27 protein-coding genes are annotated in these 25,593 nt (G+C 70.6%); 14 read left to right on the forward strand and 13 right to left on the reverse strand.

Translation table 11 applies throughout. The features are described 5' to 3' along the window. The first annotated feature begins 335 nt into the window (after positions 1-335). Positions 336-794, forward strand: coding sequence for an SRPBCC family protein (locus ABTX60_RS33420; RefSeq protein WP_352100766.1), 459 nt, complete (start codon positions 336-338; stop codon positions 792-794). 76 nt (positions 795-870) lie between these two features. Here ABTX60_RS33420 and ABTX60_RS33425 read toward each other — a convergent pair whose 3' ends face one another. After that, the gene (locus ABTX60_RS33425; RefSeq protein ID WP_352100767.1) at positions 871-1,422 is read right to left on the reverse strand and encodes a helix-turn-helix domain-containing protein; all 552 of its coding nucleotides are present in this window, start codon (positions 1,420-1,422) and stop codon (positions 871-873) included. Between ABTX60_RS33425 and ABTX60_RS33430 the strand changes: the two genes are divergently transcribed. The 4 genes from ABTX60_RS33430 (at position 1,421) to ABTX60_RS33445 (ending at position 6,174) form a co-directional block, all read left to right on the forward strand. Further along, the gene (locus tag ABTX60_RS33430; protein ID WP_352100768.1) at positions 1,421-2,182 is read left to right on the forward strand and encodes a class I SAM-dependent methyltransferase; all 762 of its coding nucleotides are present in this window, start codon (positions 1,421-1,423) and stop codon (positions 2,180-2,182) included. The genes ABTX60_RS33425 and ABTX60_RS33430 overlap by 2 nt on opposite strands. Before the next feature lie 452 nt (positions 2,183-2,634). Beyond that, entirely contained in the window at positions 2,635-4,392 is a 1,758-nt protein-coding gene (locus ABTX60_RS33435; protein ID WP_352100769.1) for a histidinol-phosphate aminotransferase family protein, read from the forward strand. Beyond that, positions 4,389-5,192: a phosphatidate cytidylyltransferase gene (locus ABTX60_RS33440; protein ID WP_352100770.1), complete on the forward strand. Its 804-nt coding sequence runs from the start codon at positions 4,389-4,391 to the stop codon at positions 5,190-5,192. Before ABTX60_RS33435 ends, ABTX60_RS33440 begins: the two co-directional genes overlap by 4 nt. Before the next feature lie 208 nt (positions 5,193-5,400). Further along, positions 5,401-6,174: a polysaccharide deacetylase family protein gene (locus ABTX60_RS33445; protein WP_352100771.1), complete on the forward strand. Its 774-nt coding sequence runs from the start codon at positions 5,401-5,403 to the stop codon at positions 6,172-6,174. On the opposite strand, the gene ABTX60_RS33450 is transcribed toward ABTX60_RS33445, so the two are convergent. Beyond that, a complete protein-coding gene (locus ABTX60_RS33450) occupies positions 6,134-7,120 on the reverse strand; it encodes a helix-turn-helix domain-containing protein (protein ID WP_502992445.1) in 987 nt (328 codons plus the stop codon). The genes ABTX60_RS33445 and ABTX60_RS33450 overlap by 41 nt on opposite strands. A gap of 120 nt (positions 7,121-7,240) precedes the next feature. Here ABTX60_RS33450 and ABTX60_RS33455 point away from each other — a divergent pair, with 120 nt between their 5' ends. From ABTX60_RS33455 to ABTX60_RS33465, 3 genes are all read left to right on the forward strand, one after another. Further along, positions 7,241-8,764 carry an alpha/beta hydrolase gene (locus ABTX60_RS33455; protein WP_352100773.1) on the forward strand — a complete coding sequence of 508 codons (1,524 nt, stop codon included), beginning with the start codon at positions 7,241-7,243 and terminating at the stop codon, positions 8,762-8,764. Between the two features lie 155 nt (positions 8,765-8,919). Beyond that, entirely contained in the window at positions 8,920-9,984 is a 1,065-nt protein-coding gene (locus ABTX60_RS33460) for a fatty acid desaturase family protein (RefSeq protein ID WP_352100774.1), read from the forward strand. A 458-nt stretch (positions 9,985-10,442) separates the two neighbouring features. Continuing rightward, positions 10,443-11,330, forward strand: coding sequence for a universal stress protein (locus ABTX60_RS33465; protein ID WP_352100775.1), 888 nt, complete (start codon positions 10,443-10,445; stop codon positions 11,328-11,330). A gap of 4 nt (positions 11,331-11,334) precedes the next feature. Here the strand turns inward: ABTX60_RS33465 and ABTX60_RS33470 are convergent, their stop codons facing one another. After that, the gene (locus ABTX60_RS33470) at positions 11,335-12,360 is read right to left on the reverse strand and encodes a 6-phosphofructokinase (protein WP_352100776.1); all 1,026 of its coding nucleotides are present in this window, start codon (positions 12,358-12,360) and stop codon (positions 11,335-11,337) included. Between the two features lie 262 nt (positions 12,361-12,622). Here ABTX60_RS33470 and ABTX60_RS33475 point away from each other — a divergent pair, with 262 nt between their 5' ends. Together ABTX60_RS33475 and ABTX60_RS33480 are read left to right on the forward strand one after the other, a co-directional pair. Continuing rightward, positions 12,623-13,459 (forward strand): DUF2182 domain-containing protein, encoded by an 837-nt coding sequence (locus ABTX60_RS33475; protein ID WP_352100777.1) that lies wholly within the window; start codon positions 12,623-12,625, stop codon positions 13,457-13,459. Positions 13,460-13,571: 112 nt separating this feature from the next. Continuing rightward, the gene (locus ABTX60_RS33480) at positions 13,572-14,228 is read left to right on the forward strand and encodes a DUF1326 domain-containing protein (RefSeq protein WP_352100778.1); all 657 of its coding nucleotides are present in this window, start codon (positions 13,572-13,574) and stop codon (positions 14,226-14,228) included. Positions 14,229-14,268: 40 nt separating this feature from the next. On the opposite strand, the gene ABTX60_RS33485 is transcribed toward ABTX60_RS33480, so the two are convergent. The 5 genes from ABTX60_RS33485 to ABTX60_RS33505 form a co-directional block, all read right to left on the reverse strand. Beyond that, positions 14,269-14,685, reverse strand: coding sequence for a hypothetical protein (locus tag ABTX60_RS33485; protein WP_352100779.1), 417 nt, complete (start codon positions 14,683-14,685; stop codon positions 14,269-14,271). A 17-nt stretch (positions 14,686-14,702) separates the two neighbouring features. Beyond that, a complete protein-coding gene (locus tag ABTX60_RS33490) occupies positions 14,703-14,996 on the reverse strand; it encodes a DUF2283 domain-containing protein (RefSeq protein WP_352100780.1) in 294 nt (97 codons plus the stop codon). Between the two features lie 89 nt (positions 14,997-15,085). Further along, entirely contained in the window at positions 15,086-15,637 is a 552-nt protein-coding gene (locus ABTX60_RS33495; protein WP_352100781.1) for a hypothetical protein, read from the reverse strand. 105 nt (positions 15,638-15,742) lie between these two features. Further along, entirely contained in the window at positions 15,743-16,405 is a 663-nt protein-coding gene (locus ABTX60_RS33500) for a response regulator (protein WP_352100782.1), read from the reverse strand. Then, positions 16,402-17,529: a sensor histidine kinase gene (locus ABTX60_RS33505; RefSeq protein WP_352100783.1), complete on the reverse strand. Its 1,128-nt coding sequence runs from the start codon at positions 17,527-17,529 to the stop codon at positions 16,402-16,404. The genes ABTX60_RS33500 and ABTX60_RS33505 overlap by 4 nt, the downstream gene beginning before the upstream one ends. Before the next feature lie 218 nt (positions 17,530-17,747). Between ABTX60_RS33505 and ABTX60_RS33510 the strand changes: the two genes are divergently transcribed. Both ABTX60_RS33510 and ABTX60_RS33515 read left to right on the forward strand, forming a co-directional pair. Next, positions 17,748-18,125: a DUF6223 family protein gene (locus tag ABTX60_RS33510; protein WP_352100784.1), complete on the forward strand. Its 378-nt coding sequence runs from the start codon at positions 17,748-17,750 to the stop codon at positions 18,123-18,125. 182 nt (positions 18,126-18,307) lie between these two features. Beyond that, positions 18,308-19,483: a spore photoproduct lyase family protein gene (locus tag ABTX60_RS33515; protein WP_352100785.1), complete on the forward strand. Its 1,176-nt coding sequence runs from the start codon at positions 18,308-18,310 to the stop codon at positions 19,481-19,483. A 67-nt stretch (positions 19,484-19,550) separates the two neighbouring features. Here ABTX60_RS33515 and ABTX60_RS33520 read toward each other — a convergent pair whose 3' ends face one another. Further along, positions 19,551-19,943 carry an ArsR/SmtB family transcription factor gene (locus tag ABTX60_RS33520; RefSeq protein ID WP_352100786.1) on the reverse strand — a complete coding sequence of 131 codons (393 nt, stop codon included), beginning with the start codon at positions 19,941-19,943 and terminating at the stop codon, positions 19,551-19,553. An 18-nt stretch (positions 19,944-19,961) separates the two neighbouring features. Between ABTX60_RS33520 and ABTX60_RS33525 the strand changes: the two genes are divergently transcribed. Then, complete coding sequence (locus ABTX60_RS33525; RefSeq protein ID WP_352100787.1) at positions 19,962-20,297, forward strand: putative quinol monooxygenase; 336 nt, start codon at positions 19,962-19,964, stop codon at positions 20,295-20,297. A gap of 10 nt (positions 20,298-20,307) precedes the next feature. Here ABTX60_RS33525 and ABTX60_RS33530 read toward each other — a convergent pair whose 3' ends face one another. The 4 genes from ABTX60_RS33530 to ABTX60_RS33545 form a co-directional block, all read right to left on the reverse strand. Further along, positions 20,308-20,703: a DUF6281 family protein gene (locus ABTX60_RS33530; RefSeq protein WP_352100788.1), complete on the reverse strand. Its 396-nt coding sequence runs from the start codon at positions 20,701-20,703 to the stop codon at positions 20,308-20,310. A 168-nt stretch (positions 20,704-20,871) separates the two neighbouring features. Continuing rightward, on the reverse strand, positions 20,872-21,747 hold the full coding sequence (locus ABTX60_RS33535; protein ID WP_352100789.1) for a geranyl diphosphate 2-C-methyltransferase: 876 nt from the start codon (positions 21,745-21,747) through the stop codon (positions 20,872-20,874). Positions 21,748-21,762: 15 nt separating this feature from the next. Further along, positions 21,763-23,133: a 2-methylisoborneol synthase gene (tcp, locus tag ABTX60_RS33540; RefSeq protein ID WP_352100790.1), complete on the reverse strand. Its 1,371-nt coding sequence runs from the start codon at positions 23,131-23,133 to the stop codon at positions 21,763-21,765. A gap of 80 nt (positions 23,134-23,213) precedes the next feature. Further along, positions 23,214-24,629 carry a family 2B encapsulin nanocompartment shell protein gene (locus tag ABTX60_RS33545; protein WP_352100791.1) on the reverse strand — a complete coding sequence of 472 codons (1,416 nt, stop codon included), beginning with the start codon at positions 24,627-24,629 and terminating at the stop codon, positions 23,214-23,216. Positions 24,630-25,056: 427 nt separating this feature from the next. Between ABTX60_RS33545 and ABTX60_RS33550 the strand changes: the two genes are divergently transcribed. Next, the gene (locus ABTX60_RS33550) at positions 25,057-25,590 is read left to right on the forward strand and encodes an AAA family ATPase (protein ID WP_352100792.1); all 534 of its coding nucleotides are present in this window, start codon (positions 25,057-25,059) and stop codon (positions 25,588-25,590) included. Positions 25,591-25,593: the final 3 nt, after the last annotated feature.

Raw genomic sequence — 25,593 nt, forward strand, 5'->3', positions numbered from 1 at the left:
ATCAGCGGCTCGATCCGGCCCCACATCGCATCAGTGATCACTAACCGGACAGGCATATCCGATCAACTGATCAGCTCTCAAAGAGACACGCTCTACGTGTTCAGGGCCAGCTACGACCCCAATTTCAGGGCCGTCAACCCGTACCTCCAAAGTGGAATCTGGTAATTCAGGCCTCTGCGCCCTCCCGAAGTGGTTCCCCCGCGTGGACTGCACCCTGGTGACCTGCCTGTCGTCTCGCGGGATGACCGGCGCTCCCGTAGGGTCTCGATGCCGTTGCGGCAGCACGCTCTGACGGCCCTTCACGACTGCGCGGACCCAGTGGCCGAGGAGCCCTCATGTCAGGACAGTTCGAAGCGACCACCGAGATCGACCGGCCCGTCGAGGCAGTGTTCGACTACCTCGCCGACGGGCGCAACGACCCGCAGTTCAGTCCTCGCGTACTGAGGATCGAGCGTTTTCCCGAAACGCCGACCGCGGTGGGAACGGTCTTCCGCAGCACGGTGAAGGACGCGGGAGTCAAGACAGCCAGGGAGTTCCGTATCACCGAGATCGTGGCCCCGGGGCGGATCCGCTGGACCGAGGTGTCCAAGAACAGCGTGGCGGTGGCTGAGGGGGGATACGATCTGGAGCCGCTGGCCGACGGCAGGACGCGGGTCCGTCTCCACAACGTTCTGGAGGGTCACGGGCTGGGCAGGCTGCTCGTCGGCCTGGCGCTCACCGCGGCCCGCAAGGACGCCCCGGCGTTCGGTGCCCGGATCAAGGCAGCGGCCGAGGCGGCGATCCAGCCACGTTGACCGCATCCTGGCCCGATCAGCGGCCCAGCTCAGGGCCGTGTGGCGTGCTGCAACCTCGCCGTTGTGGTCTCGCGGCTCAAGCAGTGCACTGAGTCGGGGCCGGACGCCGGCCCGCGAGGAACGCGGCCGGCGGGACGCCCATGAAGTGGCGGAACTCCGCCGTCATGTGGGACTGGTCGTAGTAACCCGCCCTCGCGGCGATGCCCGACCAGCGGCCGGCCTCGGCCGCAAGGACGTTGCGAACGCGGTCGATGCGTGCGAAGTGCTTCGGGGACAAGCCGGTGCCGTCGGTGAACAGGGTGTGCAGGCGACGCTCACTCATGTGCAACCGTGCCGCGGTCGTGGCGACGCCGGCCCCGGCAAGGAGTCGTGCCGCCTCGCCGAGCCGCCCCGGCGGCTCCGGGCGGTCGGCCAATGCCTTTTCGAGGGCGGCGATCGGGTCTGCCGCGAGCTGGTCGACATCCAGGCCCGGTACTTCGTGGAGCGGCAGAGCTCGATCGGCGAGACCACGCAGCGGACGGCCGAGCAGGGCCCGGGCACGACCCGGCCGCATGCGGACCCGCACGGACTCGTCAGGGCCGAGGTTTCCTGTGGGAACCTGGTTTTGACCGTCGAGGGAGCTTGCCATGCCCACCACCCCGCACATCGCATTCGATTCGCCCGCGGCCGTCGACGGGCGCCACATCCGGGCGGTGACCTTCCAGTCCGTACGGATGGAGTACGTGCGACGCGTGCTCGGGGAGCTGAGCCTCGTGGCGGCCGGCGGCCGGGCGCTCGTCGTCGGCAGCGGGCGCGGCCTTCTGGCCCGTGGTCTCGCCCGGCTCGGGTTCGAGACCGTGGCCGCCGATCCGTCGCCCGCCGCGACGGCCCTGGGCCTGGACACGGACGGCGGACTGGGCGTCACGTACCTGACGACGGCCGCCGAGGAACTCGACCTCCCGGACCGCTCTTTCGACCTCGTGTACTGCGCCGACACCCTCGAGATCACCGAACGGCCCGATGCGGTCCTCGCGGAGGCGGCACGCGTGCTGCGTCCCGGCGGCGCCTTCGTCTACGACACGGTGAACCGCACCCCCGTGTCCCGTCTCGTCTACCTCGGCGCCTTCCAAACCGTCCCGAGCACACGGATCATGCCCCGGAGCCGCTACGCCGCTCACCGGCTGCGCCGTCCCGCGGAGGTTGCCGAGTCCCTCGACCGGGCGGGGTTGTCCGCGCAGGACGTCTCGTCGTTCAAGCCGCGCGACGTACGCAGTCTGGTGCGCGCGACGCGTGGGCGCAGGCGTGGCACGCTGACCGATGATCAGCTGCCGGAGCTCGTCGACATGGTGCTCGACCCGGAGGGCAGGCCGGTCGTCACATATCTGGGATACGCGGTTCGCCGGGATTGAGTCACGCTCCCGCACCCGTCTCCGTCATCCCGGACGGCACGGCGGGGTGGGTCAGGGCTGCGTCGTCGCGACCTTCACGCCGCACCCGATGAGGACGACGCCGGTGACGCGGTCCATGGCCCGACGCACGACGGTCCTCTGGAAGAAGACACGGGTCTTGGCCAGCAGCATCGGCGTTACCGACCAGGCCCGGTCCGCCAGGGGGTTGCCGGCGGGGACGTCGGGGAGGGCGCAGCCGGGCGGTGATGCCGCCGATCGTCCGCAGCGCGTCCCGCCCTCCGCGGGAGACCGCCCGCTTCGTCACGACGGCAAGGACCGCGACGGACTGGCACACCCGTCGAGCAAAAGCGCCTGAGTACGCGTACTCAGACCGCCCGAGCTGTCCGCCCCTGCTCCCCGCAGGCCGGTCGTAGCCACACTGGAGCGCCTTGTCCCCGTACGAAGAGGTTCCGATGGCCCGTGCCCTCAGTCTGCGTTCCGCCACAGCCGGCGACATGTCCTGGATCCATGAGCTGAGGCACCGCGTCTACGCGGAGGAGTTGGGCCAGCACGTGCCCAATGCCGAGGGGCGGCTGGTCGACGGGTTGGACGGCGACAACGTCTACCTGGTCGCGGCGCGGGATGCGGGTCGTGTCGGGTTCGTGAGCGTGACGCCTCCCTGGGCCGGCCGGTACGGGCTGGACAAGTACCTGACCCGGGCGGAGCTTCCGCTCCTCGACGAGGCCGACGTCTTCGAGGTGCGGCTGCTCACCGTCGAGCCCGACGCACGGGCGGGCGCGGCTGGCGCACTGTTGATGTACGCGGCGCTGCGCTGGATCGCGTCCCGGGGCGGGCGGCGGGTGGTGGCGATGGGCCGTGCCGACCTGCTCGGCATGTATCGGGCGGCGGGTCTGCGTCCGGTGGGCCGAACGGTCCGCAGCGGGGCGGTCGACTTCGAGGTGCTGACCGGGGAGGTGGCGGAGCTGTCGCGGGGTGTCGCGGGGCGGCATGCGGCGACCGTGGCCCGGTTGGCGGCCGGTGTGGACTGGCGGCTGGACGCGCCGTTCGCGCCCCGGCCGGACGGCTGCGAGCACGGTGGCGCATCGTTCACCGCGGTCGGCGCTGACTTCCGCACGCTCGAACGGCGTCACGAGGTGGTCGCGGCCGACGTGCTCGACGCCTGGTTCCCACCGGCTCCCGGGGCGCGCGCCGCGCTCGCCGGGGACGTGGGGTGGGTCGCCCGCACCTCACCGCCGACCGGTGCGGAGGGCTTGCTCGCGGAGCTCGCCTCGGTCCGCGACCTGCCCCCGCAGACGCTCGCGGTCGGCGCCGGCTCCTCCGACCTGATCTTCCGAGCCTTCGGCCGGTGGCTGACGCCGACGAGCCGGGTCCTGCTGATGGACCCCGGATACGGCGAGTACGCCCATGTCACGGAGCGGGTGATCGGCTGCCGCGTGGACCGGTTCCGGCTGCGGCGTGACGAGGGCTGGCGGATCGATCCGGTCAGGTTGTCGGCGGCGGTGGCCGACGGTTCGTACGACCTCGTGGTCGTGGTCAACCCGAACAACCCGACCGGCCGCCACGTACCGGCCGCCGAGCTGCGCGAGGTGATCACCGCCGCCCCGGCCCGGACACGGTGGTGGATCGACGAGGCCTACCTCGGCTACGTCGATCCCGGCGAGTCGCTCGCCCCGTTCGCGGCGCGGGACCCGCGCGTGGTGGTCTGCACCTCGATGTCGAAGACGTACGCACTCTCCGGCGTGCGGGCCGCCTACCTGGTGGCCGAGAAGGGCACGGCGGCAGAGCTGAACCGGTGGACGCCGCCCTGGGCGGTCGGGCTTCCGGCCCAGCTCGCGGCCGTGGCGGCACTGCGCGACCCGGCGTACTACGCGACCACGCTGCTGCGCACGCACGAGCTGCGCGGTCGGCTCGCCGCCGACCTGGCCGTCGTGGACGCCTCGGTCACGGTCGAGGAGTCGGTGGCCAATTTCCTGACCCTGACCCTGCCACAGGACGGGCCGAGCGCCGCCTCTCTGGTCGCGGAGTGCCGGCGCCACGGTGTGTACCTGCGGGATCTGTCGCCGCTGTCGCCGGCGTACGAGGGCCGCACCGTGCGCGTCGCGGTCCGCGACACCGGCGAGAACGCGCGCATCGTCGACGCCTTCCGGGCTGCCCTCGGTGAACTGCGCGCCCACGCCCGCATTTTGCCGGGTGTCGGGGCGGCACGGTGACCTCGGTGGCCGCGCTGGCGCCGTGGCTGGGCGGCGCGCTGCTGGTGAGCGGTGTGGCGGTAGGGGCCTCGCGGCGGCAGGAGTTGATGGTCCGGTGGTGTGCGTGGGCCGTGGGTGTGCCGCTGGTGACTGCCGCTTTCTGGTGGGGGCGGCCCGGCATCGCCCTGCTCGCCGTAGTGGTGGCGGTGATCGCGGTGCTGGAGTTCGGGGTGCTGGCCCGGCTCCCCCACGTCGACCGGGCGGTGCTCGCCGCGACCGTGGCAGGGTTGATCGTCACCGCCGCGTGGGCGCCGGACCAGGTCGGGCGGGTGGGTGCCGTCGGGGTGCTCGCGCTGGTCGCCGTGCCGCTGGTGGCCGGCGATGCCGAGGACGGACTGCGACGGCTCGGCACCGGTCTGCTCGGTTTGGTCTGGCTGGGCGTGCTGGCTGTGCTGGCGCCGCTGGGGACGCTCGGGCTGGCGCTGTTCGCCGCGGTGTCGGTCGCCGATGTGGTGGCGTACTTCGCCGGCCGGCGGCTGGGCGGGCCCCGGTTGTCGCCGCTGTCCCCGGCCAAGCGGTGGAGCGGAACGCTGTGCGGCGCGGCGGCGGGCCTGGCCGTACTCGCCCTGCTCTCGGCGTGGAGCTGGCCGGCGGCGGTCGCGGTGGCCGTCGGCGGACCGGCGGGCGACTTGGTGGAGTCCCTCGTCAAGCGTGGTGCCGGGGTCAAGGACTCGGGCCGGTGGCTGGCGGGAGCGGGTGGGTTGCTGGACCGGATCGACTCACTCGTGGGTGCGTTGGCGGTGGCCGTCGTGCTGGGGTGAGCGGGGCGGAAGACCGCGGATGGGAATCCGGCCAAGTGACCAGGTCCATAAGCTGCCAGGGGGACGCGGAGCCGGTTTGTCCGTGGCCCCCTGCGAAATTGTCCGAGATCCGTAACGGACGGATCCCGCAGCCGTCGTCACTCGTCCTGTCAGTTGGTCGCAAGGTGACCGGGGATCGGGCGAGGAACTTCGAGGGAACGGGGCGGACATGGCGCGGCACGGTGGTGGGCGGGGCTGGTACGGCAAGGTCATCGGGGCGGCGCTCGGGGTGACGGTGCTCGCCACCGGCGCGTCGGTGTGGACAGCACAGGCCGGCGCCACCGGCACTCCGGCACCGAACGCGACGGCGTCCGTCTCGCCCGGCGGTGACGTCAAGTCGGTGGCCGTCAGCATCGCGCACGCCTCCGAGAAGGGGGCGCGTGGCGTCAACATCACCATCGACGACGGCCCCGACCCCGTGTGGACCCCCCAAGTGCTCGATGTGCTGCGGGAGTACGGGGTGAAGGCCACGTTCTGCATGGTGGGGACGCAGGCGCAGGTGCACCCGGGCCTGGTGAGGAAGGTCGTCGCGGCCGGGCATCGGCTGTGCGACCACTCCGTGTCGCACGACACCAGCATGGACAAGAACTCCCGGGCCTATCAGTCACAGCAGATCCTCGACGCCGAACGCATGATCACCAAGGCGTCCGGCGGTGTCCGGCCGATGTACTACCGGGCACCCGGCGGAGCCTTCACCCCGTACAGCCGCAAGCTCGCCGCGTCCCGGGGGATGCGGCCGCTGGGCTGGAACGTGGACACCAAGGACTTCGAGCGGCCCGGAACGGACGCCATCGTCGCCACCGTGCAGCGCGAACTGCCCAACGGGCCGACGCTTCTCTTCCACGACGCGGGCGGCGACCGGTCCCAGACCGTCGAGGCGCTGCGGCGGATCCTCCCCTGGCTCAAGGAGCAGGGCTACGCCTGTGGTTTCCCGGTGCGTTGAGCGGCGCCGCTGTGGCGTTGTCCAGCCGTAGTGCCGCGCACAGCCAGTCGTCCGCGGCGCCCGGGGTGGGCTGTGGGCGGGCGCCCGGCGGGGTCAGGACGATGGCCGTGAGTTCCCAGTACCGGTCCAGGCGCGCCTCGGCCGACAGACGGGCCGCCAGCGAGCGGCGGAACGCGCGGGTGTCGCGGCTGCGGTAGGCGCTCGCGTAGGCCGCGACGTAGGCGTCCAGGGCCTCGCCCGGCTGCGGGTCGTGTGCCCGGCGCAGGTGTGGGGCGGCGAGCTCGAAGGCTTCGGTGAGGCCCGCGTACAGCAGGACGGCGCCGTCGGCCCCTGTTGCTCGGTGGACGTCCGGCTGGGGCTGCCGACCGCCCGGGCAGGGAGCCGTCGTCATCGCGTGCAGCCGGGCGAAGGCGAGTACCTGGGACGGGTGTGGTTCGTCGGGCGGCAGGGGGACGGCGGCTTCCAGGAATGCGGCGGTTGCCCGGCGCGGCATCCGGGCCGGCAGCCAGGTGCGCCAGAACCTGGCCAGTGGTGCGGTACTCGGCGGGGTGTTCAGCGCGCCGAGCAGCCTCAGCCGGCCGGCGCGCTGAGCCGGCGGGCAGTCCCGCACCAGTTGGAGTGCCGCTTCCCGCCAGCGCAGTGCCTTCAGCTCACTGCCGAGCTCCCGCAGGCGGCTGTCGAGGGCGCCCTCCAGGGCTCGGCCGGCTGCCTCTTCGTCGTCGAGGATGCGGCGTACCTCGGGCAGGGGCAGGTCGAATGTGCGCAGGGAGCGGATCAGCCGCAGTCGTTCCAGGGCCGGCGGGCCGTAGCGGCGGTGTCCGCCACTGGTGCGGGCGGCTTCGGGCAGCAGGCCCCGGTCGGAATAGAAGCGGACGGTCTTCACGGTGGCACCGGCACGCTCGGCGAGCTCCCCGATGCTCCACAACGGCTCCGTTGGAGTGGACAGTTGAACCTCCCTTAGGGGGAGTTCCTACGGTACCGGGGCGCGGGCCGGCAGACGCCGTCGCCCGCGGACGATGGCGTACGCGACCGGCGCGGCGCCATGGACCGGTCCGGGGAGGACTTCGTGCAGGTGTTCATCATGGTGGCGGGTGTGTTCACCGGGGCTCATGTCTGGCAGGAGACGGCGGCGCGACTGGTCGCGGCAGGCCGTGCGGCGCACGCGGTCCCGCTGACGGGCATCGACCCGGCCCGGCCCGCCACGCCGGCGCACGTCGGTCTGGAGACGCACATCAAGGACGTGCTCGCGGCGATCGACGCGGTGGACGTGGCGTCGGGGCGGGAGATCGTGCTCGTGGGTCACGACTACGGGATCCACCCGGTGCTCGGCGCCGCCGACCGGCGGGCGGAGCGCATCGCACGCGTCGTGTACCTGGACAGCGGGATACCGCAGAACGGTGTTCCGGCGCTGGCCGCCGTGCCGGACCAGGTGCTGCGCGCGCAGCTGGCCGAGCGGGCCGAGGCCGGCGAGCGCGAGGGGGTGCTGGCGCCGCCGGCTCGTGGCGAGTGGGGGCGCTGGGGCAGTACCGATGGCGTCGGCGAGGCGGCCCTGGAGCGGCTGACCGCCCTGGCGGCGCCGCAGCCGCTGGGCACCCTGCTGCAGCCGCTGCGGCTGTCCGGGGCGGTCGCCGCGGTTCCCGTCACCGGTGTGCTGTGCGCCGGGAACGGCGCCAGTATCGGCCTGGTGCAGAGGCTCGTCGACTTCGGCGACCCTGCGCTGGCCGCCCTGACCCAGCCTCAGGTCACTTTCTTCGACCTTCCCACGGGACACTGGCCGATGCTGTCGTGCCCGGCTGAACTGGCAGATGTCCTGCTGCGCGCCGGAGCCGGTGAGGGGCGCCGCCTGCGGCCGGTCGGCGACGATGCGCCGGTGCCCGCCCACCTGCGCCCGTTCCCGCTGGACGTCCCCGAACTGCCTCGGGACCGCCAGGGTCGTGTCGATCTGTACGTGCCCCATGGCGAGGGCCCGCGACCGGCGGTGGTGATGGTGCACGGTGGACCGGTGCCCGCCGGAGCGCGGCCGCGGCCACGTGAGTGGCCGACCCTGGTGGGCTACGCACGCCTGGCCGCCGCCGAGGGCATGGTCGGCGCGACCCTCGACCACAGCCTCCACGACGTCGCGGACTACGAACGCGCCGCCGCGGACATCGCCGCGGCGGTGGACCTGGTGCGGGCCGACGCCCGGGTGGACGCCGACCGGATCGCGCTGTGGTTCCTCTCCGGCGGCGGCCTCCTCACCACGGACTGGCTGACACGGCCCCCCGCCTGGCTGCGCTGCCTGGCCGCCTCCTATCCCGTCCTGGCCCCCCTTCCCGCTTGGGGCATGTCCGGCAGCCGTTTCCACCCTGCCAGGGCGGTCGAGGAGGCGGGGTCCCTGCCTGTCGTCCTCCTCCGTGCGGGGCTGGAGACGCCCGAGATCGCCGCGACCGTCGATGCGTTCGTGGCCGCGGCCGCAAAGTGCTCGGCGCGACTCGAAGTGGTCGATGTCCCAGGCGGCCACCATGGGTTCGAAACCCTCGACGCACCTGAGGAGACGATCCCGGCCCTGCAACGCGCGATGCGTTCGGTGGTCGCGCACCTCACCGAATGACCCCCCGAGGCACGCGATGGGCTCAGGGCGGTGACGGATGACGATCGGTGGCCTTGCTGCGGTCTTTCCCCCGGAACCATGGTGGCGCTAGCTCCACCCCAGGCAGGGGGTGGACACCATTATGCCGCCGGAGAATGACTCGGATACTGAGTCCCATGACCGATCAACTGGTGCTTCCGGTAGGGCCGCCGACGCGAGGAGAACGACAGGAGAGGAAGCGGGGGAGCGACTTTTCTGAATTGTCTCGACGTATATCCGAGGCCGGGCTGCTCCGGCGGCGCCCGCTGTATTACACGGTCCGTTTCGGGCTCGTCGCCCTCGCTCTCGCGGGGTGCGTCGGAGCGTTTGCCGCACTGGGGGACAGCTGGGGCCAGGTGTTCGTCGCCGTCGCCCTGGCCGTGGTCTTCGGTCAGCTCGGGCTGGCCGCCCACGACCTCGCCCACCGACAGGTGTTCTCCGGTCGGCGGCCCAGCGAGGCGGGAGGACTGCTGGTCGCCGACTTGCTGTTGGGCATGAGCTACGGGTGGTGGATGAACAAGCACACCCGGCATCACGCCAACCCCAACCATGAGGGGAAGGATCCGGACGTCTCGCCCGACATTCTCGTCTGGTCGCGCCGACAGGCGCGCACGGCCCGGGGTTTGCCGCGTTTCGTCGGAAAGCACCAGGCCGCGCTCTTCTTCCCGCTGCTGACTCTGGAAGGGCTGAATCTGAGCTTCAGCAGTTTTCGAGCTCTGAGGAGCCCGTCGATGAAAAGGCCCGTACTCGAAGGTGCGCTCCTGGTGGCGCATTTCGTGGTGTACTTCGGCGGCCTTTTCACGGTACTCTCCCCCGCCAAGGCACTTGTCTTCCTCGCGGTGCACCAAGGCCTGTTCGGGATCTATCTCGGTTCGGTGTTCGCGCCCAACCACAAGGGGATGCCGATGATCGAGGAGGGGACCCGGCTGGACTTCCTGCGCCGCCAGGTTCTCACCTCGCGCAACGTCCGGGGCGGCGCGGTGGTCGACGCCTTCATGGGCGGGCTCAACTACCAGATCGAGCACCACCTCTTCCCCAGCATGCCGACACCCGCGCTCGCCGGGGCTCAGGTCATCACCGAGCGGTACTGCGCGGAGTTGGGCATCCCGTACCACCAGGCCGGGCTGATCGCCTCGCACCGGGAGGCGCTGCGCCATCTCAGGAGCGTCGGTGAGCCGCTGCGCGCCCCGGCGGAGGGCTGACCCGAATGGCCGCCCGGCCGTGATCGTCCACCTGCGGGCGGCGGGGTCCGCGGGCACCCGTCCTCCCTTCCGTCCGGGCGGCGTGGCCAGCGGTGAACGCCGGCAGGGGCGTGGCGGTCCACGGGGGATCTTCGAGCAGGGGCGAGTGCCCGAGACCGGGCAGCGGCACGACCTCTGCGCCCGGAACGGGGCGGTAGTCGGGGCCGAAGAGAAACGTCTTCTGCGGGCGTCCTCCCCGAAGATCAACCAGCAGCGGCTTGCCGAGGACCGTCAGCCGAGTCGGCAGCGTCCCTTGCTCCGGGTAGGAGCCGGTGGCTCGCATCGACGTGACGTACCCTCCGGCTCTCGGTCGGCCCCACGCGGCCTTCCGGCCCGGGCGCCGGAGCGGACCCGGCGTGGAACAGTGGAGACGAGGAGACACGGCGCCCTCAAGGGCGGACCGGACGAAGGAGGCCGGGATGCGTCCCTCTGTGCTGGCGGGCATCGACGGCTCCGAGTGTGCGGCGGCAGCGGCCGACTGGGCGGCGCGGGAAGCCGCTTTGCGTGGTGTTCCGCTACGGCTGCTGCAGGTGGCTCCGCGGCTCTCCGGGACCACCGTTCCGGGCACGGCGCTGGAACGCCTGCACAGCATGGGCAGCCAGCTGGTTCAGCGGACGGTCGAGGACCTCGTCGCCCGCCACCCGGACCTCGAAGTGACGGGCGAGCAGGCGGACGAGCCACCCGCCTTCGCCCTCCTCGGCGCGGCACGCGATGCCGCACTCCTCGTCGTGGGCACGCGTGGAACGGGCGGTTTCCAGGAACTGGTGGTCGGCTCGGTCGCCCTGCGGGTGGCGGCAGCGGCCCCCTGCCCCGTCGTGCTCGTCCCTCGCCCTGGCGGCACCTTCGCCGACCGAACGTCCGCGACGCACGGCACCGGCCTCGTCGTGCTGGGCTTCGACGCCCACCGCCCGGCCGGTGAAGCGGCCGACTTCGCCTTCGGGGCCGCCGACGCCCGCACGGCACGCCTGCGCGTGGTGCAGGCCTGGGCCCTTCCCGCGGACTCGGTCTCCCCGCGCTCCTTCGTGGTGACCGAGGAGGACCGCGCAACCTGGGAGGACCAGGAGGTGCTGGGGCTCTCCGACGCGCTGCGGCCGTGGCAGGAGAAGTACCCGCGCGTGGCGGTGGCCACGGATCTCATGCTGCTCCATGCCGCGGAAGCGCTCCTGAACGCCTCCCGGACAGCGGAGCTGCTCGTGGTCGGGCGCCGCACTGACCCTCGGGCGGCCGAGGGCCGACTGGGCCCGGTCGCACATGCCGTGCTGCACCATGCCCGCTGTCCGGTCGCGGTCGTACCGCACGGAGCATGACCACTCAGCCGAAGAACACTTCGAACTCTTCGTACAGCGACGGGTCCACCAGTTTGTTCTTCGCCGTGGCGTCCGCCAGGGGCACGCGGACGATGCGTGTGCTCTCGAGAGCGACCATGCGGCCGAAGTCCCCGTCCTTGACGGCCGCGATCGCGTGCAGCCCGAAGCGGGTGGCCAGCCATCGGTCGAAGGCACTCGGAGTGCCACCGCGCTGGATGTGCCCCAGCACCGTGGTGCGGGCGTCCTTCTCGGTGCGTGCCGAGATCTCCTGGGCCAGCCATTCGCCGATGCCGGAGAGCCGTACATGACCGAACTCGTCCAGCGACTGGTCCTTGAGGATCATCTGCCCTTCCTTGGGGACGGCGCCCTCGGCCACGACGACGATCGGCGCGTAGTTGATCTGGAACCGGCTCTTCACCTGTTCACAGACCTGTTCGATGTCGAAGGGCCGCTCCGGGATGAGGATCACGTTGGCGCCGCCCGCGATGCCTGCGTGCAGGGCGATCCAGCCGGAGTGCCGTCCCATCACTTCCACCACGAGGGCCCGCATGTGTGATTCGGCGGTGGTGTGGAGGCGGTCGATGGCCTCGGTGGCGATGCCGACGGCGGTGTCGAAGCCGAAGGTGTAGTCGGTGCCTGTGACGTCGTTGTCGATGGTCTTCGGCACGCCGACCAGGTTGATTCCCTGCCGGCTGAGCTCCGTGGCCGCCCCCAGCGTGTCCTCTCCGCCGATGACGACGAGCGCGTCCACATCGTGCGCGGCGAGGGTCTCCCGTACGCGTTGCAGCCCGTTCTCGTGCTTGAACGGGTTCGTGCGGGAGGATCCGAGGATGGTCCCGCCGCGGGGCAGGATCCCACGGACGCCGGCGATGTCCAGGGGGACGACATCGTTCTTGAGCAGCCCCAGCCATCCGTCGCGCACCCCGACGAAGTCGAACGAGTAGTCCTGGACGCCCTTGCGGACGACGCTGCGGATCACGGCGTTGAGGCCCGGGCAGTCCCCGCCACCGGTCAGCACTCCGACCTTCATGGGTCTTCTCCCATCCGCCGCACACGCTGCCCGTCGGCGGCCCTCGCGACGGCCGTGGCGGGCCGGGGCACAGGAACCGCCCCCTCGCTTACAGCGTCCCTCGGTTCCGTCCACGACGGCCACTCGGAGGTCACCCACCCGGAGGCCTTTCCGACGAGCCGGGGGACGGCACTTCTGGTACGTGCAGTGGGTACCAGGGCGCTTGATGTCGCGGGGTGGCGGGGGGCGTGCTGTCCTGAAGTGGTACGCAGGGAGTGCACCGATGCGGCGTTTCCGGACTTCCGTCCTCGTCTCCGCGCGGTCGCCCGCACCCACCGGGCCGGGCGGGGGGTTGCTGCCGGTTCGGGAGCTCGCGGTCGCCTGGTCTCTGGTCGTCCTGGTCACGGTGCCCGCCTGGGTGCTCACCGTCGGGCAGGCCCGGGACATGGGCGTCGAGCCCGGCACGATGGGGTTGGCCCTGCCACTGTTCCTGCTGCTCTGGGTGGCGATGACGGCGGCCATGATGCTTCCGTCCATGGCGCCGGTGGCCCTCACCTGGGTACGGGGGCTCGGGCGCCGGTCGTCCGGGTGGAGCCGGACGGGGCACATCCTGGAGTTCGTGAGCGGGTATCTGCTGGTGTGGACAACCTTCGGGCTGCTCGCCTACGCCGCTCTGGACCTCACCGGTGACTTGGTGGCAGAGCATCCGGCGGCGGGACGCTGGATCGGAGCGGTGGCCTTCCTGCTGGCGGGCCTCTACCAGCTCGGCCCTCTCAAGAACGTCTGCCTGCGGCATTGCCGCGACCCCATGAGCCAGCTGGTGCGCTACGCCGGGTTCCGGCAGCCGGCTCGCGATCTTAGGGTGGGCCTCCACCACGGCGGCTACTGCGTCGGTTGCTGCGCGGGACTGATGGTCGTCCTCGTGCCGCTGGGAGTCATGAACGTGGCTGCGATGGCCGGGCTGGCGGTGGTGGTCTTCGTGGAGAAGCTGTGGTCGCGGGGGCCCCTGCTAGCTGGAGTGGTGGGTGTGGTCTTCCTCGTCCTCGCCGTGCTGGCGCCGTTCCAGGAGTGGCTGCTGCCGGGGCTGCGGGAATCCGCGCCTTCGATGAGCGACATGTGAGCACCTGCGGCAAGCTGGAAGAGAGGCCGCCTCGCGATCCGCGTGCGGGCTCGGGACGCGCGGTCTCGCCACTCCGATGGAGCTCCTTCGGGCTCGACGGGCGGGATGCGAGATGACGGAACAGGTCAGCAACGGGACCAGCTGGCATCTGGTGGGCGACTGGTTCGACGTATGCAAGTGCGCCATACCGTGCCCCTGCACGTTCGCGCAGCCCCCGACCTACGGTGACTGCGAAGGCGTGCTGGTCTGGCACATACGTGAGGGCAACTACGGCGACGTACGCCTCGACGATCTCAACGTCCTGATGCTGGGCGTCTTCGTCGGCAACGTCTGGGCCGGCGAGCACAGCGACGCGTACGCCGCGGTCTTCCTCGACGAACGCGCCGACGACCGGCAGCGCGCCGCGCTCGGGACCGTTTTCGGTGGTGAGGCAGGTGGCTGGCCGGCACGGTTCGGGGAGATGCTCCGGCCCGAGATGCGCGGCATGGACGTCGTGCCGATCCATGTGGAGATCGACGAGGACCTCGCCACCTGGAGAGCCGAGATCCCCGGCCGGGTCACGGCCACCGCCGAAGCGCTCGCCGGCCCGACGACACCGGAGGGCGCTCGCGTCCAGGTCCACAACGCCCCGGGCGCCGAGGTGGGGCCGGGGCAGGTCGCCACCTGGGGGCGGGCCACGGCGGACCGCGCCGACGCTTTCGGCTTTTCCTGGGAACGCTCGGGAAAGTCGAGCAAGTACTTCCCCTTCGACTGGACCGGGCCGGACTGAGCGCGGGCACTTCGCCCCCCCCTCCGGCTCCCCGACCGCCTCACCATCCGGGCGGCAGCCCCAGCTCCGCGCCCTCGACGAGCCGTGGCCGCCGGTGGCGCCACCATCGCCCGCCTCCGGGTTCCGCGCGTTCGGCTCCGACTCCTCGAAGGGGCACGGTCGCACTGAGGTAACGAGCGTCCAGATCTCTCAACTCCGCATCGCGAAGGGAGCGCACGGTTTCGGTCAGCATCGGCCAGGCCTCGGCAAGCCAGTCCCGGCACCGCACGTCCTGCTGGTATTCGAAGGCACTGTCTGCGTCGAAACCGTCCTCGACGTCCTCGACGAAGGACTCCCAGCCCTCCAGCATGGCGTTGAGCGTGACAAGACCGTATCGCCCGGCCAAAGCCAGCCGCGCGTGATGGATCGATGCGTAGTCTTCCGAACTGAGCACGGGTGATTCCACACCCGTGACCATGCCAAGCTTCCCTCCCGTCACACAACCCAGAGGTCGTGCAGCGCATCAAGTAACCGACGGGTGTTACGACTTGGCCGCGAGGGTGGACGTTCCGCCGACTCGAGCAGATACTTCGGCAGCTTGGAACTGGCCGCCAGCACCTCGATGCCGATCACGCGTCCCCGCTCGTCGAAGTCGATGTTGATCATCCCGCCGACCTCGACCGGATCACAGGGGTACATGTGCGCTGCCTGCGCACGGACTTGCGGGTCCGTGAAGTACACACACGCGGCATCCACCGTGCTGTCGTAAGTGACTCTGACATCCGCCATGGTTCCTGCTCCCTCGGTGCGCTTGAGGCCGGCCCCGCCCACGATGTGCCTCCGCAGATGCGGGTTGAAGCCGCCCTGCCGTCCTCCGCCTACGCCGGATCCAGCAAGCCTGTCTTCTTCACGGCGCGGGGAGACAGAGTCATGGGTCCGGCCCAGCCCTGCTGAATCAGCGCGACCTGCGAGGGTAGGGGCTGGACCGGGGCTGCGTCCACACCTCGCGACCAGTTCGCGAGCAGTCCCTCGGTGGTGTCGACAGCCGAGACAACCATGGTGATGCGGGACTGCCCCTTGCCCCAGGTGTTCCACAGTGCCCACCCCTCCTCGCGGGGCTCCACCCCGATCCGGAGACAGGCCTGCTCGTAGGTCTCGTCCAGCGCGGCCGGCATGACTCCCGGCCGAATGAGCACGACGCCCACCAGCTCAACCAGGGGGCCGTCCTCCTCGACGCACCCGTCACCGGGGAAGTGATGGTGCTGCAGAGCCCGAGCGAGCGCGTTCACCGCCCGCTGAAGACTCGTCGCGTCCTCGGGGTCGTGGCCGTAGCAAAGCCAGCCCTCTTCCAACGCGGCAGACCGGACCTCTCGGGCGAGCCTCTCGACTTCACTCACGTATTCGCTCTGGGTCAGGGCACGTCGCGTCATGGCGTGAAGTCTCGCAGTCGGCGCCGCCCACGGTCGCCTGAGTTTCCGGCCCCGGCACCGCCGTCCTGGGCTGCAGACGGGGGAACCAGACCGCGAGAGGGGGTCTCAAGTGCTGCGCGGGGCCACCAAGCCGGACTCGTAGGCGAGGACCACGAGTTGGGCACGGTCACGGGTCCGGAGTTTGGACATGGCCCGATTGATGTGCGTCTTCGCGGTCAGCGGGCTGATCACCATACGGGCGGCGATCTCGTCATTGGACAGGCCCCTCGCCACCAAGGCCACGGCCTCGCGCTCGCGGCTCGTCAGCTCCTCCAGCCCTGTGCAGGCACCCGTAGGGACAGGCTGGGTGACGTACCGGTTGATCAATTTGCGGGTGATCGAGGGAGCGAGCAGGGCGTCGCCACGAGCGGCGACGCGTACGGCATGCAGGAAATCCTCCGGTACGACGTCCTTGACCAGGAACCCGGCGGCGCCGGCGCGCAGGGCGTCGAGGACGTACTCGTCCATGCCGTAGTTGGTCAGGATGACCACATGCACCCCGGCCAGGGCAGGGTCCGCGGCAATGCGCCGGGTTGCCTCGATGCCGTCGACGACCGGCATGCGGATGTCGATGAGCGCGACGTGGGGCAGGTGCTTCCCGGCGAGTTCGAGGGCCTCTCTGCCGTCGGCGGCCTCGGCCACCACCTCGATGCCGTCCTCGAGGTCGAGGAGCGCGCGGAATCCGCTGCGGATGAGGGGCTGGTCGTCGACCAGCAGGACACGGATCACGAGGTCCGGTCCACGGGGAGTTCGGCCTGGACGGTGAACCCGCCCCCATCACGTGGTTCGGCGCGCAGCCGGCCGCCGAGGGCGGTGACGCGTTCGCGCATGCCGAGCAGCCCCAGGCCGGGCGACGGAGCGGTGGCCGACGTCGCCTTGCCGTCGTCGTCGATGCGTATGGCGAGGGAATCCGGCAGACAGCTGATACGGACCGCCGCGGTGGTGGCGTCGGCATGCCGGGCGACGTTGGTGAGCGCCTCCTGCACGATCCGGTAGACGGTCCGGTCCACCGCGGCCGGTACGTCGTGCCGCCGCCCGTCGATCGTCAGCGTGGTGTCCACTCCCAACGTCCGCGAGCTGTCCACCAGTTCCGGGACGTCGTCGAGCCCCAGCGGCGGGGTCGTGTCGTCGTCGCGCAGCGCCTCCAACGTGGCGCGCAGTTCCCGGCTGGCCTCGCGGCCGGCCTCCTGGATGGCCAGCATCGCTTCCGGCACCTGCTCGCCGAGTCTGCGGGCCACATGGACCGCGACTTCGGACTGCACCTTGATCACCGAGATCTGATGCGTGAGCGAATCGTGCAGCTCCCGCGCGATGCGCAGCCGCTCCTCGTCGGCGCGCCGCCGCGCGGTCTCCTCCCGGGTCCGCTCGGCCTCCTCCGCGCGCCGCTCGGCCTGCCGTACCGCCTCCCCCGCTGCGAAGGCCGCGATCAGCCAGGCGATCTCGAGTACGCCACCGCCCCGCCCGAAGGCCTCGCGCACCGGCTCGTCCTGGACGATCAGCGCGGTGAGGTGGAGAGCGAGAAGCAGGATGAGGGACGCCGCCACGGTGACGGCACGGTGTCCGGCCCGCACCGCGCCGTACACGGCGACCAGATAGGAGACGGCGAGCACGTCGAACCCGGCCGCCTGATAGCCCACCGCACTCAGTCCGGTGACGGCCAGGACCAGAAGGGGAGCCCGGCGGGCGGCCGCGAGTGCCAGTCCGCCGCCCGCCAGCAGCGCGTAACCGAGCAGGTCGCTGTTCGCCGTGGAGCTCTCGGCGGACAGCCCGGTGCCGACCAGCAGCGCCGCCACACCGGTGGCGACCGCCCAGTCGCGGACAGCGGCCGGGACCCCTGATCGTGATCTGCCCATACGCGCACCCTAGTCGGACGTCGTCAGGCGCGAGTCCCTCTCGGGAAGGAGCCGCCGACTACCGCGCCCGCGGTACCGGGGGCGCTGCTGCCGCAGCCACAGCAGGCGCATGGAACTCCGGCAGCAGCGCGCATTGTCTGCGTCCGCCGGACGACCGACGGCGGGGCCGACGGACATGCTGGGCCGACATCGAACAGCAGGAGACGAGGAGGCCTCTCATGGCAGTTCCCCTTGCGCTTGCCGCTCCGGAGACCGCGCACATCGCAGTCCAGTCGGCTGCCACCACCGGCCTGACCTCCGGGCGACTGGTGGGCAGCACGGCTGCCGTCGTGGCCCTGATCGGCATGATCATCGGCGGCCTCGCCCTGGCCCGCCCCGCAGATCGTCGCGGCATCGGCAACAGGCGGAGCAGGGCCGTCACGGCCTTGGTCGCAGGACTGATCGGCCTGTCCATGGGCGTGGTGAACCTGGCCGTCGCCGACGGGGGTCCCGGCACCGGCAACGGCGTGGTCGCAGGTGCCATGGCTCTGGCGTTCGGGCTGATCGGCACGGTCCTCGGTGGCCTGGCACTCACCCGGGCCCGGCGTATCGGCTGAGGGGAACACGAGGCCGCCCTGCACGGCGTGGGGCTGGTCGAAGTGTGCCGGGAGGGCGGGCCGGCCGGGCGTGAGGAGGGGGCCGCGTCGGGAACGGTCACTTCGAGCGGGGGCGATGTGTGCCTCGTACAGTTGAGTGACGGGAAGCTTCCCCCTTCGCACCCCTCCGTACGGGAGCACTCATGCACCACCCGTCCGGCAGCCGGGACGACGACTCCGGCACATTGTTCGGGCTCGACGCCCTCTCCCCCGGTCCCGCCGCGCCCGATCGGCCCTCCGCGTTCCGTTCCTCCGCCGTGGCCGGCCGGCTGCTGCCCGTACGGGAGATCTACGCCGAGCCCGCGGCTGCCGCGTCTGCGCGCGGGAGGCAGATCAGGGCCAGGTTCCCCGGCGCCCGGGTGACCATGGTGGAGTCCCACTGGGGCATCCCCGGGCTGCACGGCAACCAGGGCAACATCGAGCACTGGGTGCGCATCAAGGGGGAAACGCTGGTCCTGGGCGAGAAGAAGAGCCTCACCACACGCCCCAACGGCCGGTCCGCGGACTGGATCGCTCCCGGCACCTCCAACGGTTGCGCCATGGCCTGCGCCTACTGCTACGTGCCCCGGCGCAAGGGGTACGCCAACCCCATCACCGTCTTCACCAACATCGACCGGATCATCGGTCACCTCGCCCGCCACGTGGCACGGCAGGGGCACAAGCCCGAGCCGAACCAGTGCGACCCCGAGGCGTGGGTGTACGACATCGGGGAGAACGGTGACTGCTCGGTCGATGCGCTGATCTGCGACAACACCGCGGACCTGGTGCACGCCTTCCGGCAGTGGCCCACGGCGAAGGCGTCCTTCGCCACCAAGTTCGTCAACCCCGACCTGCTGGCCCTCGACCCGCGTGGCCGCACCCGCATCCGGTTCTCGCTGATGCCCCCGGACGACGCCCGGCTGCTCGATGTGCGCACCTCGCCCGTCGCCGAGCGGGTCGGCGCCGCCGCGGACTTCCTGGACGCGGGCTACGAGGTGCACTTCAACCTCTCCCCCGTGGTCGTCCGCCCGGGGTGGCAGGACGCCTGGACCGAGCTGCTCCTCCACCTCGACGACGTCCTGCCCCGGCGAGTGAAGGAGCAGGCCGCCGCGGAGGTGATCATGCTGACCCACAACCAGGAGCTGCACGAGGTCAACCTCGGCTGGCATCCCCGTGCCGAGGAGGCCTTGTGGCGACCGGAACTCCAACAGGCCAAACGCTCCGAGAACGGCGCGCTGAACCTCCGCTACCGCAACAGCGTCAAGGGCGAGGCCGTGCAGACGTTGCGCACCCTGATCGACCGCCATGCGCCGTGGCTGCGGGTGCGCTACGCCTTCTGAGCCCGGGCAGGGCCCGTGAGGCGGGCGTCGGGGCCGACGACCGAGACGACGGGCGCTGCTGTTCATTTCAGTGGGGCTCCGCGGCACCACGTGCGCGGTTCGTACGGCCCTCGCTTGTGACCTCAGTGCTGCGTTCGCTCGACTGAACGAGTTCCGCCACGAGCAGCTGCAGCAAACCGGGGCAGTGCTCCTCGATGTCCGTCCTCAGCAGCCTGAGCGTGCTTCCGTTGCCGTGATCGCGCTGCGCCACCAGGCCCGCCTCCCGCAGCACTCGGAAGTGGTGGGTACGCGTGGCCTTCTTCACCGGCAGGTCGAACGACCCGCAGGCACGTTCCTGATCCTCGGGATGGCTCGCGAGTTCGGCGATCACCTTCCGTCGGGAGTCGTCCGCGAGCGCGGCGAACACTTTGCCAAGGTCCACGATCCTCCTTGAGGTACGAGTTGCATCGTACCTCGACACCTGGCTAGCCTCCTAGGTATGAACATTGTCGTACCTACAGGCAGCGGCCCCATAGGTATCTACGGATTCGCCCGGCCCCGCCCGGAACGCGCCGAGGAACTGGAGCGTCTGCTCCTTTCGTTCGTCGAGCCGACGCGCGCCGAGCCGGGCGCCTGGCAGTACCAGGTGCACCGCGACGTCTGCGACCCCACCACGCTGGTCTTCTACGAGCTGTGGCGTTCCGGGGAAGATCTGCGCAGTCACCTCGCCCGGCCCGATCTCGTCCGGTTTCAGGAGACACGCATGGAGTACCTGCGCGAGGACCTGGAGATCCACTGGCTGACTCCACTGTCCGCGAGCGCCGTGAGCCCATGAGGCGCCGAGGTCACCAGGATCTGGCGATCAATTTCTCCACCTCGGCCGGTAGTTCGTTGCCGGAGCGCACCGCGACGAACACCACGTCGTCGGGTGCGTCTCCGACGGCGATGGCCACGGTGGGAGAGATGCCGTCCACGGCGTAGGCGGTCTCCGTCGTGGACGGCTCCTCGCTCCTGTTCCGGCCGCCCGTGTCGTCACAGGGCGGCTGGGTCGCTGTGCCCAGTTCGTGGCCGACGGTGAACTCCACGTTGGCAACGTCCTGGTAGGTACGCCCTTCGTACGTCACCACGTAGACGCACGACGGCGCGGCCTCCCCGCTGTCCTCTTCCGGCTCGCAGGCGGAAACCGACGCCGCCGCGGCCGCCGTCAGCAGTGCGAGCACGGCTCGCTTGGCCCAGCTCATGATCGAACCTCCGGTCTTCGACATCCCCAACCGACGCATCCGAGTCCGAAGACTTGTCCGGACTCATCAACATCGACGGAGCGGAGGTCCCGTTCGTTCGGGCGATTTCCGGGCGCACCTCGCGGGGCCGAGGCCCACACATACGGCCCCGGCCCCGCGAGGCCGGGCTCACACGCGGTCGGCCGCGATCAGGACGTACTGGAAGGAGCCGTCCCGGTAGGACTCGATGAACGCCTTCTCGATCCCGGTGACCAGCGAGGACGTGGCCCGCAGCTCCCAGTAGGGCAGTGTGTCCGGGGTGAGGTCGACGATGGCCTGCGGCACGAGCCGGTTGTCGGCCATGGCGCGCAGATACTCGCGTCGGGAGTGGATGTTGCACTCGAAGTGGGCGTTGATCTGGGAGACCCACTTCGACGGCTGGCCGTAGCGGGGGTTCCAGCAGCCGGTGATCGTCACGTACCGGCCACCCACCTTGAGGAAGCGGGAGTGCTCGGCGAACAGGTCGTGCAGGTCGACGTACATCGTCGACTCGTTGTTCCACGAGGCGGTGACGCTGCCCTTGTCGAAGGGTGTGTCGAGCATGTTGCACACGCGGGAGCGGACGTGGTCCTCGATCCGCAGTTCTCGTGCGCGCCTGTTGCCGAAGTCCGCCTGGGTGGCGGACAGGGTGACACCCTCCACCTTGCAGCCGAAGCGGCGGTGGGCCATGACCATGGACCCGCCGCGCCCGCAGCCGGCGTCGACGAGGGTGTCGTCGGGCCCGACCGGGCCGAGGTGGTCCATGAGGAACTCTGCCTGTGCCGACTCCAGCCGGTGCAGCTCCGCGATGAGCTTCTTCTCGTACTCGCTGTGGGCCGGGTCGCCGAGCGCGGTGTGGTCCACGGCGCCGATGCCGTAGTGGTGGTGGTAGAGCCCGTCCACATCACCGAGACGGAGGTTGACCGGCCGCGCCTCGTTGTTCCAGTAGCGGGCGATGTCCCCCTGGTACGGCGTCGCCGGGGCCGGGATCTTCGCGGAGAGGGTGGAGGTCGTTTCAGTGGTCACAGAGATGTCCGTTCCTTACCAGAAGTCGGGCAGGGTGTAGCGGTAGGTGTTGGTGCGGTGCCAGTCGTGGTTGCCGTCGACCCACGCGGCCACGCCCTTGAGGAAGCGCAGCACGGGAGGCAGGGGGCAGGCCTCCGCGAGGTCGGCCGCAGCGGCCTCGAAGGCGTGCTGGAGTTCGTTGTGGACCTCGACGGCCTTGAGATAGGCGTCGCGTGCGGAGAGCTGCTCGCGTTCGGCGATCACCACGGGCAGGTTCAGGTGGCGGCCGGGGCTGTTGAGTTCCTTCGTGTACGAGTAGAGGTCGTTGACGATGGTGGTCGCGTTGCCGGCGAGGGCGATGACCCGCTGCATGTCCGGCCGGGCGTGCAGGTCCGCGGGCAGTTCGTAGCCGCCGACGGTGTCGGTGATCGTGGGGCAGGGGCGGAAGTTGTTGAACTGGCGCATCGCCAGGTACTCCCACACCTGCGGAACGTGGTCGGTCTGTGCCCAGGCGGCCTCGGCGAGGTAGCCCATGTGCAGCCGGGCCATGTCGTGCCGGTAGCGGTCGGCCTGGGAGTCCGTGGCCGCGCGGACGAAGTAGTCCATCGCGCTGTGGTACGCCCGGCGCGGGGCGTCCGAGGTGAGCGACTCCCGCCACTCCGGCGTGTACTGCGCGGTGGTGTGGAAGTGGTCGAGCGCGGTGTGCGCGAGCAGGAGGCGCCCGCCGAGTCCGACGGGTGATCCGCCGTGGTCCTCGCAGTAGCAGTCGTCCACCGCGTTCTCCGCGACCATCAGCCGCGTGGCGAGCATCAGGTGGTCGACCGTCGGCGCGTCGGGGTGGCAGGCGACCATGTACCGGCCGACGGAGAAGCCGTCGAACTGCCCCTCCCACTCCTCGGGGTAGAGCTGGACCTCCTCCTCGGCCCAGGCCTTGATCCGGCGGCTCACCTCCTCGACGCGTACGGGGTCCGGCTCCGGGACGGGGTGGTAGTACAGGCCGGGTACGGCTTGCCCCGCGGCGGGCTCGGCGGGGGTCGGGGGCGGCGGGTCCGGAAGCGTGGGCGTGAATCTGCTCGCCACGGAGAGCGAGGTCGTCCCCGGTCCGGTCGGTCCGCGCAGGATCCGCTGGAGCGCGGAGCCGGTCGCGGTCGCGTCAGGCGTGGCCGTTACGGGGGAGCCGACCGCGGCCACCTCGGATGTGTCCGGTAGGGCCGAGGCGGCCGTCTGGGGCGGTTGCGTCGGCGGGCCGGGGATCGTGACCGGAGGATGCAGTGCGGCCAGAAAGTGCCGGGCGGTCGGCGTGATCTGACGGTCGGGGGCCGCGGGGGCGGGCGCGTCCGGCAAGCCGGTGGGCGATGTCGGCCGTTGCTCAGGTGGGGATGTTCCGAGGGGCCCGGAATGGGGCATCGGCGGCTCCTTGCTGCGGTGGGGTGGGCGCTCCGTGGCGGGCGGGGGCGACAGCAGTGCTCCTGCCGCTGATCAGGGCTTCAGCGCGGCCTGGGGGCGATCTGCACGTTCTCCATCACGCCCAGGGCGTCGGGCAGGAGCACCGCGGCGGAGTAGTAGGTGCTGACGAGGTAGGAGGTGATCGCCTGTGCGTTGATGCCCATGAACCGCACGGAGAGCCCCGGTTCGTACTCGTCCGGCAGTCCGGTCTGCCACAGGCCGATGACGCCCTGGTTCTTCTCGCCGGTGCGCATGGCGATGATGGAGCTGGTCTGTTCCTTGCTGATCGGGATCTTGTTGCAGGGCAGGATGGGGACACCGCGCCAGGCGGGGACGGATTGCCCACCGACGTCGACATGGTCGGGATAGAGGCCGCAGGTGTTGAAGCCGCGTCCGATGGCGGCGATCGTCCTGGGGTGGGCGAGGAACATCTTGGTGCCGCGCCGGCGGCAGAGCAGGTCGTCCATGTCGTCCGGGGTCGGCGGGCCGGAGCGGGGCTGGATGCGCTGCTTGAAGTCGGCGTTGTGCAGGAGCCCGAAGTCGCGGTTGTTGATCAGCTCGTGTTCCTGGCGCTCGCGCAAGGCCTCTACGGTGAGTCTGAGTTGCTCCTCGCTCTGGTTCATCGGACCGTTGTAGAGGTCGGCGACCCGGGTGTGGATCCTCAGGACGGTCTGTGCGACGGAGAGCTCGTACTCGCGCGGCTGCAGGTCGTAGTCGACGAACGTGCCGGGCAGTTCGGCTTCGCCGACGTGCCCGGCCGACACGGCGATCTCGGCCTCGCCGTGCTTGTTCTGCCGCAGCCGCGTGCGGGAGGCGAACCGGTCGACGTGGGCCCGGAGGTGAGACGCGGAGGCCAGGACTGCGCTGAAGTCGGCGCGGGAAAGCGTGAGGAGGGTGCCGGACGTCTCGGCGGTGGTCGTGCAGTCGTGGCGGGCGTCGGAGTCCAGCAGGGCCATCTCACCGAAGTGGTCGCCGTCCGCGAGCACCCCGACGGCGATCTCCGCGCCGTACTTGCCCTCGGAGGTCTGACGGACCCGGCCGTGGGCGATCAGGTGGAGTCGGTCTGCGGGGCCGCCGCGCTCTGCGAGGACCTCCCCCGCCGCGAAGTCACGCTGCGTGCAGCGGTCCGCGAGGGCGGTGAGGACGTCCGTGTCCTCGAAGCCGCGCAGCAGGGCCAGTTCCCCGAGCTCCCGGGGGATCACCCGGACCGTGGCGCCTTCCTGGACGAACTCGATGTGCCCGTCGCCGAGGGTGTGGCGCAGCCGCCGGTTGACCCGGTAGGCGCCGCCGTCGGCCTCGACCCAGGGCAGCATCCGCAGCAGCCAGCGGGAGGTGATCTCCTGCATCTGCGGGGCGGACTTGGTGGTGGTGGCGAGGTTGCGGGCGGCGGCGGTACTCAGGGACTGCTGCGGCGGGTCGGACGTGGTCCGGGATTCCGGGATGCTGTCGACGGTCATCGAGGGCAGGTGCTCCTTGCACGACGGGCGTCCGGTGCACACGGGTGCGCCGACCGGGAGACAGGGAGGGGTGGGCAACGAGCGGGACGGATCACGGGAATCCGTCCACCTGCAGAAAGCTAGCCGCTGAGGGGCCCGCATCCACCGGCGAGTCGAGATGCTTACCTCGAAGCAGTGACAATCACTTGAATGCGGTTTATCGGTCCGTTACGTGTCGTTGCCCGGTACCGCTCGGGATGTTTACCGCGTCGTGGACCATGCCCACCTCGGCCGACGGCAGCCGCCCGGCGTGACGAGCACGACGCCGTTGAACGTGTCCAAGCAGCCGTGCCCGCTTTTCGATACGCGCGCGATACGACCACGACGGGGCGCGGGACATCCTCGACGGGCCCACACAGGCGCCGGCGGAGCGCTAGTGTCAAAGCCCATGATCGTATGGCTCAACGGCACTCATGGCGCGGGCAAGACGACGACCAGCGCACTCGTGCAGAAGCTGCTTCCTGATTCACGGGTGTTCGACGCCGAGAAGGTCGGCGAGACACTCATGGACATCACGCCGGCGCTGCCCGGGCCCGGCACGGAGAACTTCCAGCACTGGCCGCCGTGGCGGCCACTGGTGGTCGATACGGCGCGGCGCGTACTCGACTACGCCGGAGGCACTCTGGTGATTCCCATGACCGTCCTGGTCGAGGAGTACTGGCGGGAGATCAGCACGGGACTCGCCCAACACGATATCGAGGTACGGCACTTCGTCCTCCATGCCGACCAGGAAACCCTCCGCGGGCGCATCGAGGGGGAACACGTCGTCCCTTCCCCGTTCCGTCTCCGATACCTTGAGCCCTATGCCGAGGCGGCCCGTACGTGGCTGCACAGCGCGGGCGAGGTCGTCGACACGACACACCTCACGCCCGCCCAGGCCGCTCTGCACATCGCAGAGGCCGTCGGGGCGCAACGCCCCTGACCG

This window comes from Streptomyces sp. NPDC126510, assembly GCF_040302345.1.
Classification (GTDB): Bacteria; Actinomycetota; Actinomycetes; order Streptomycetales; family Streptomycetaceae; genus Streptomyces.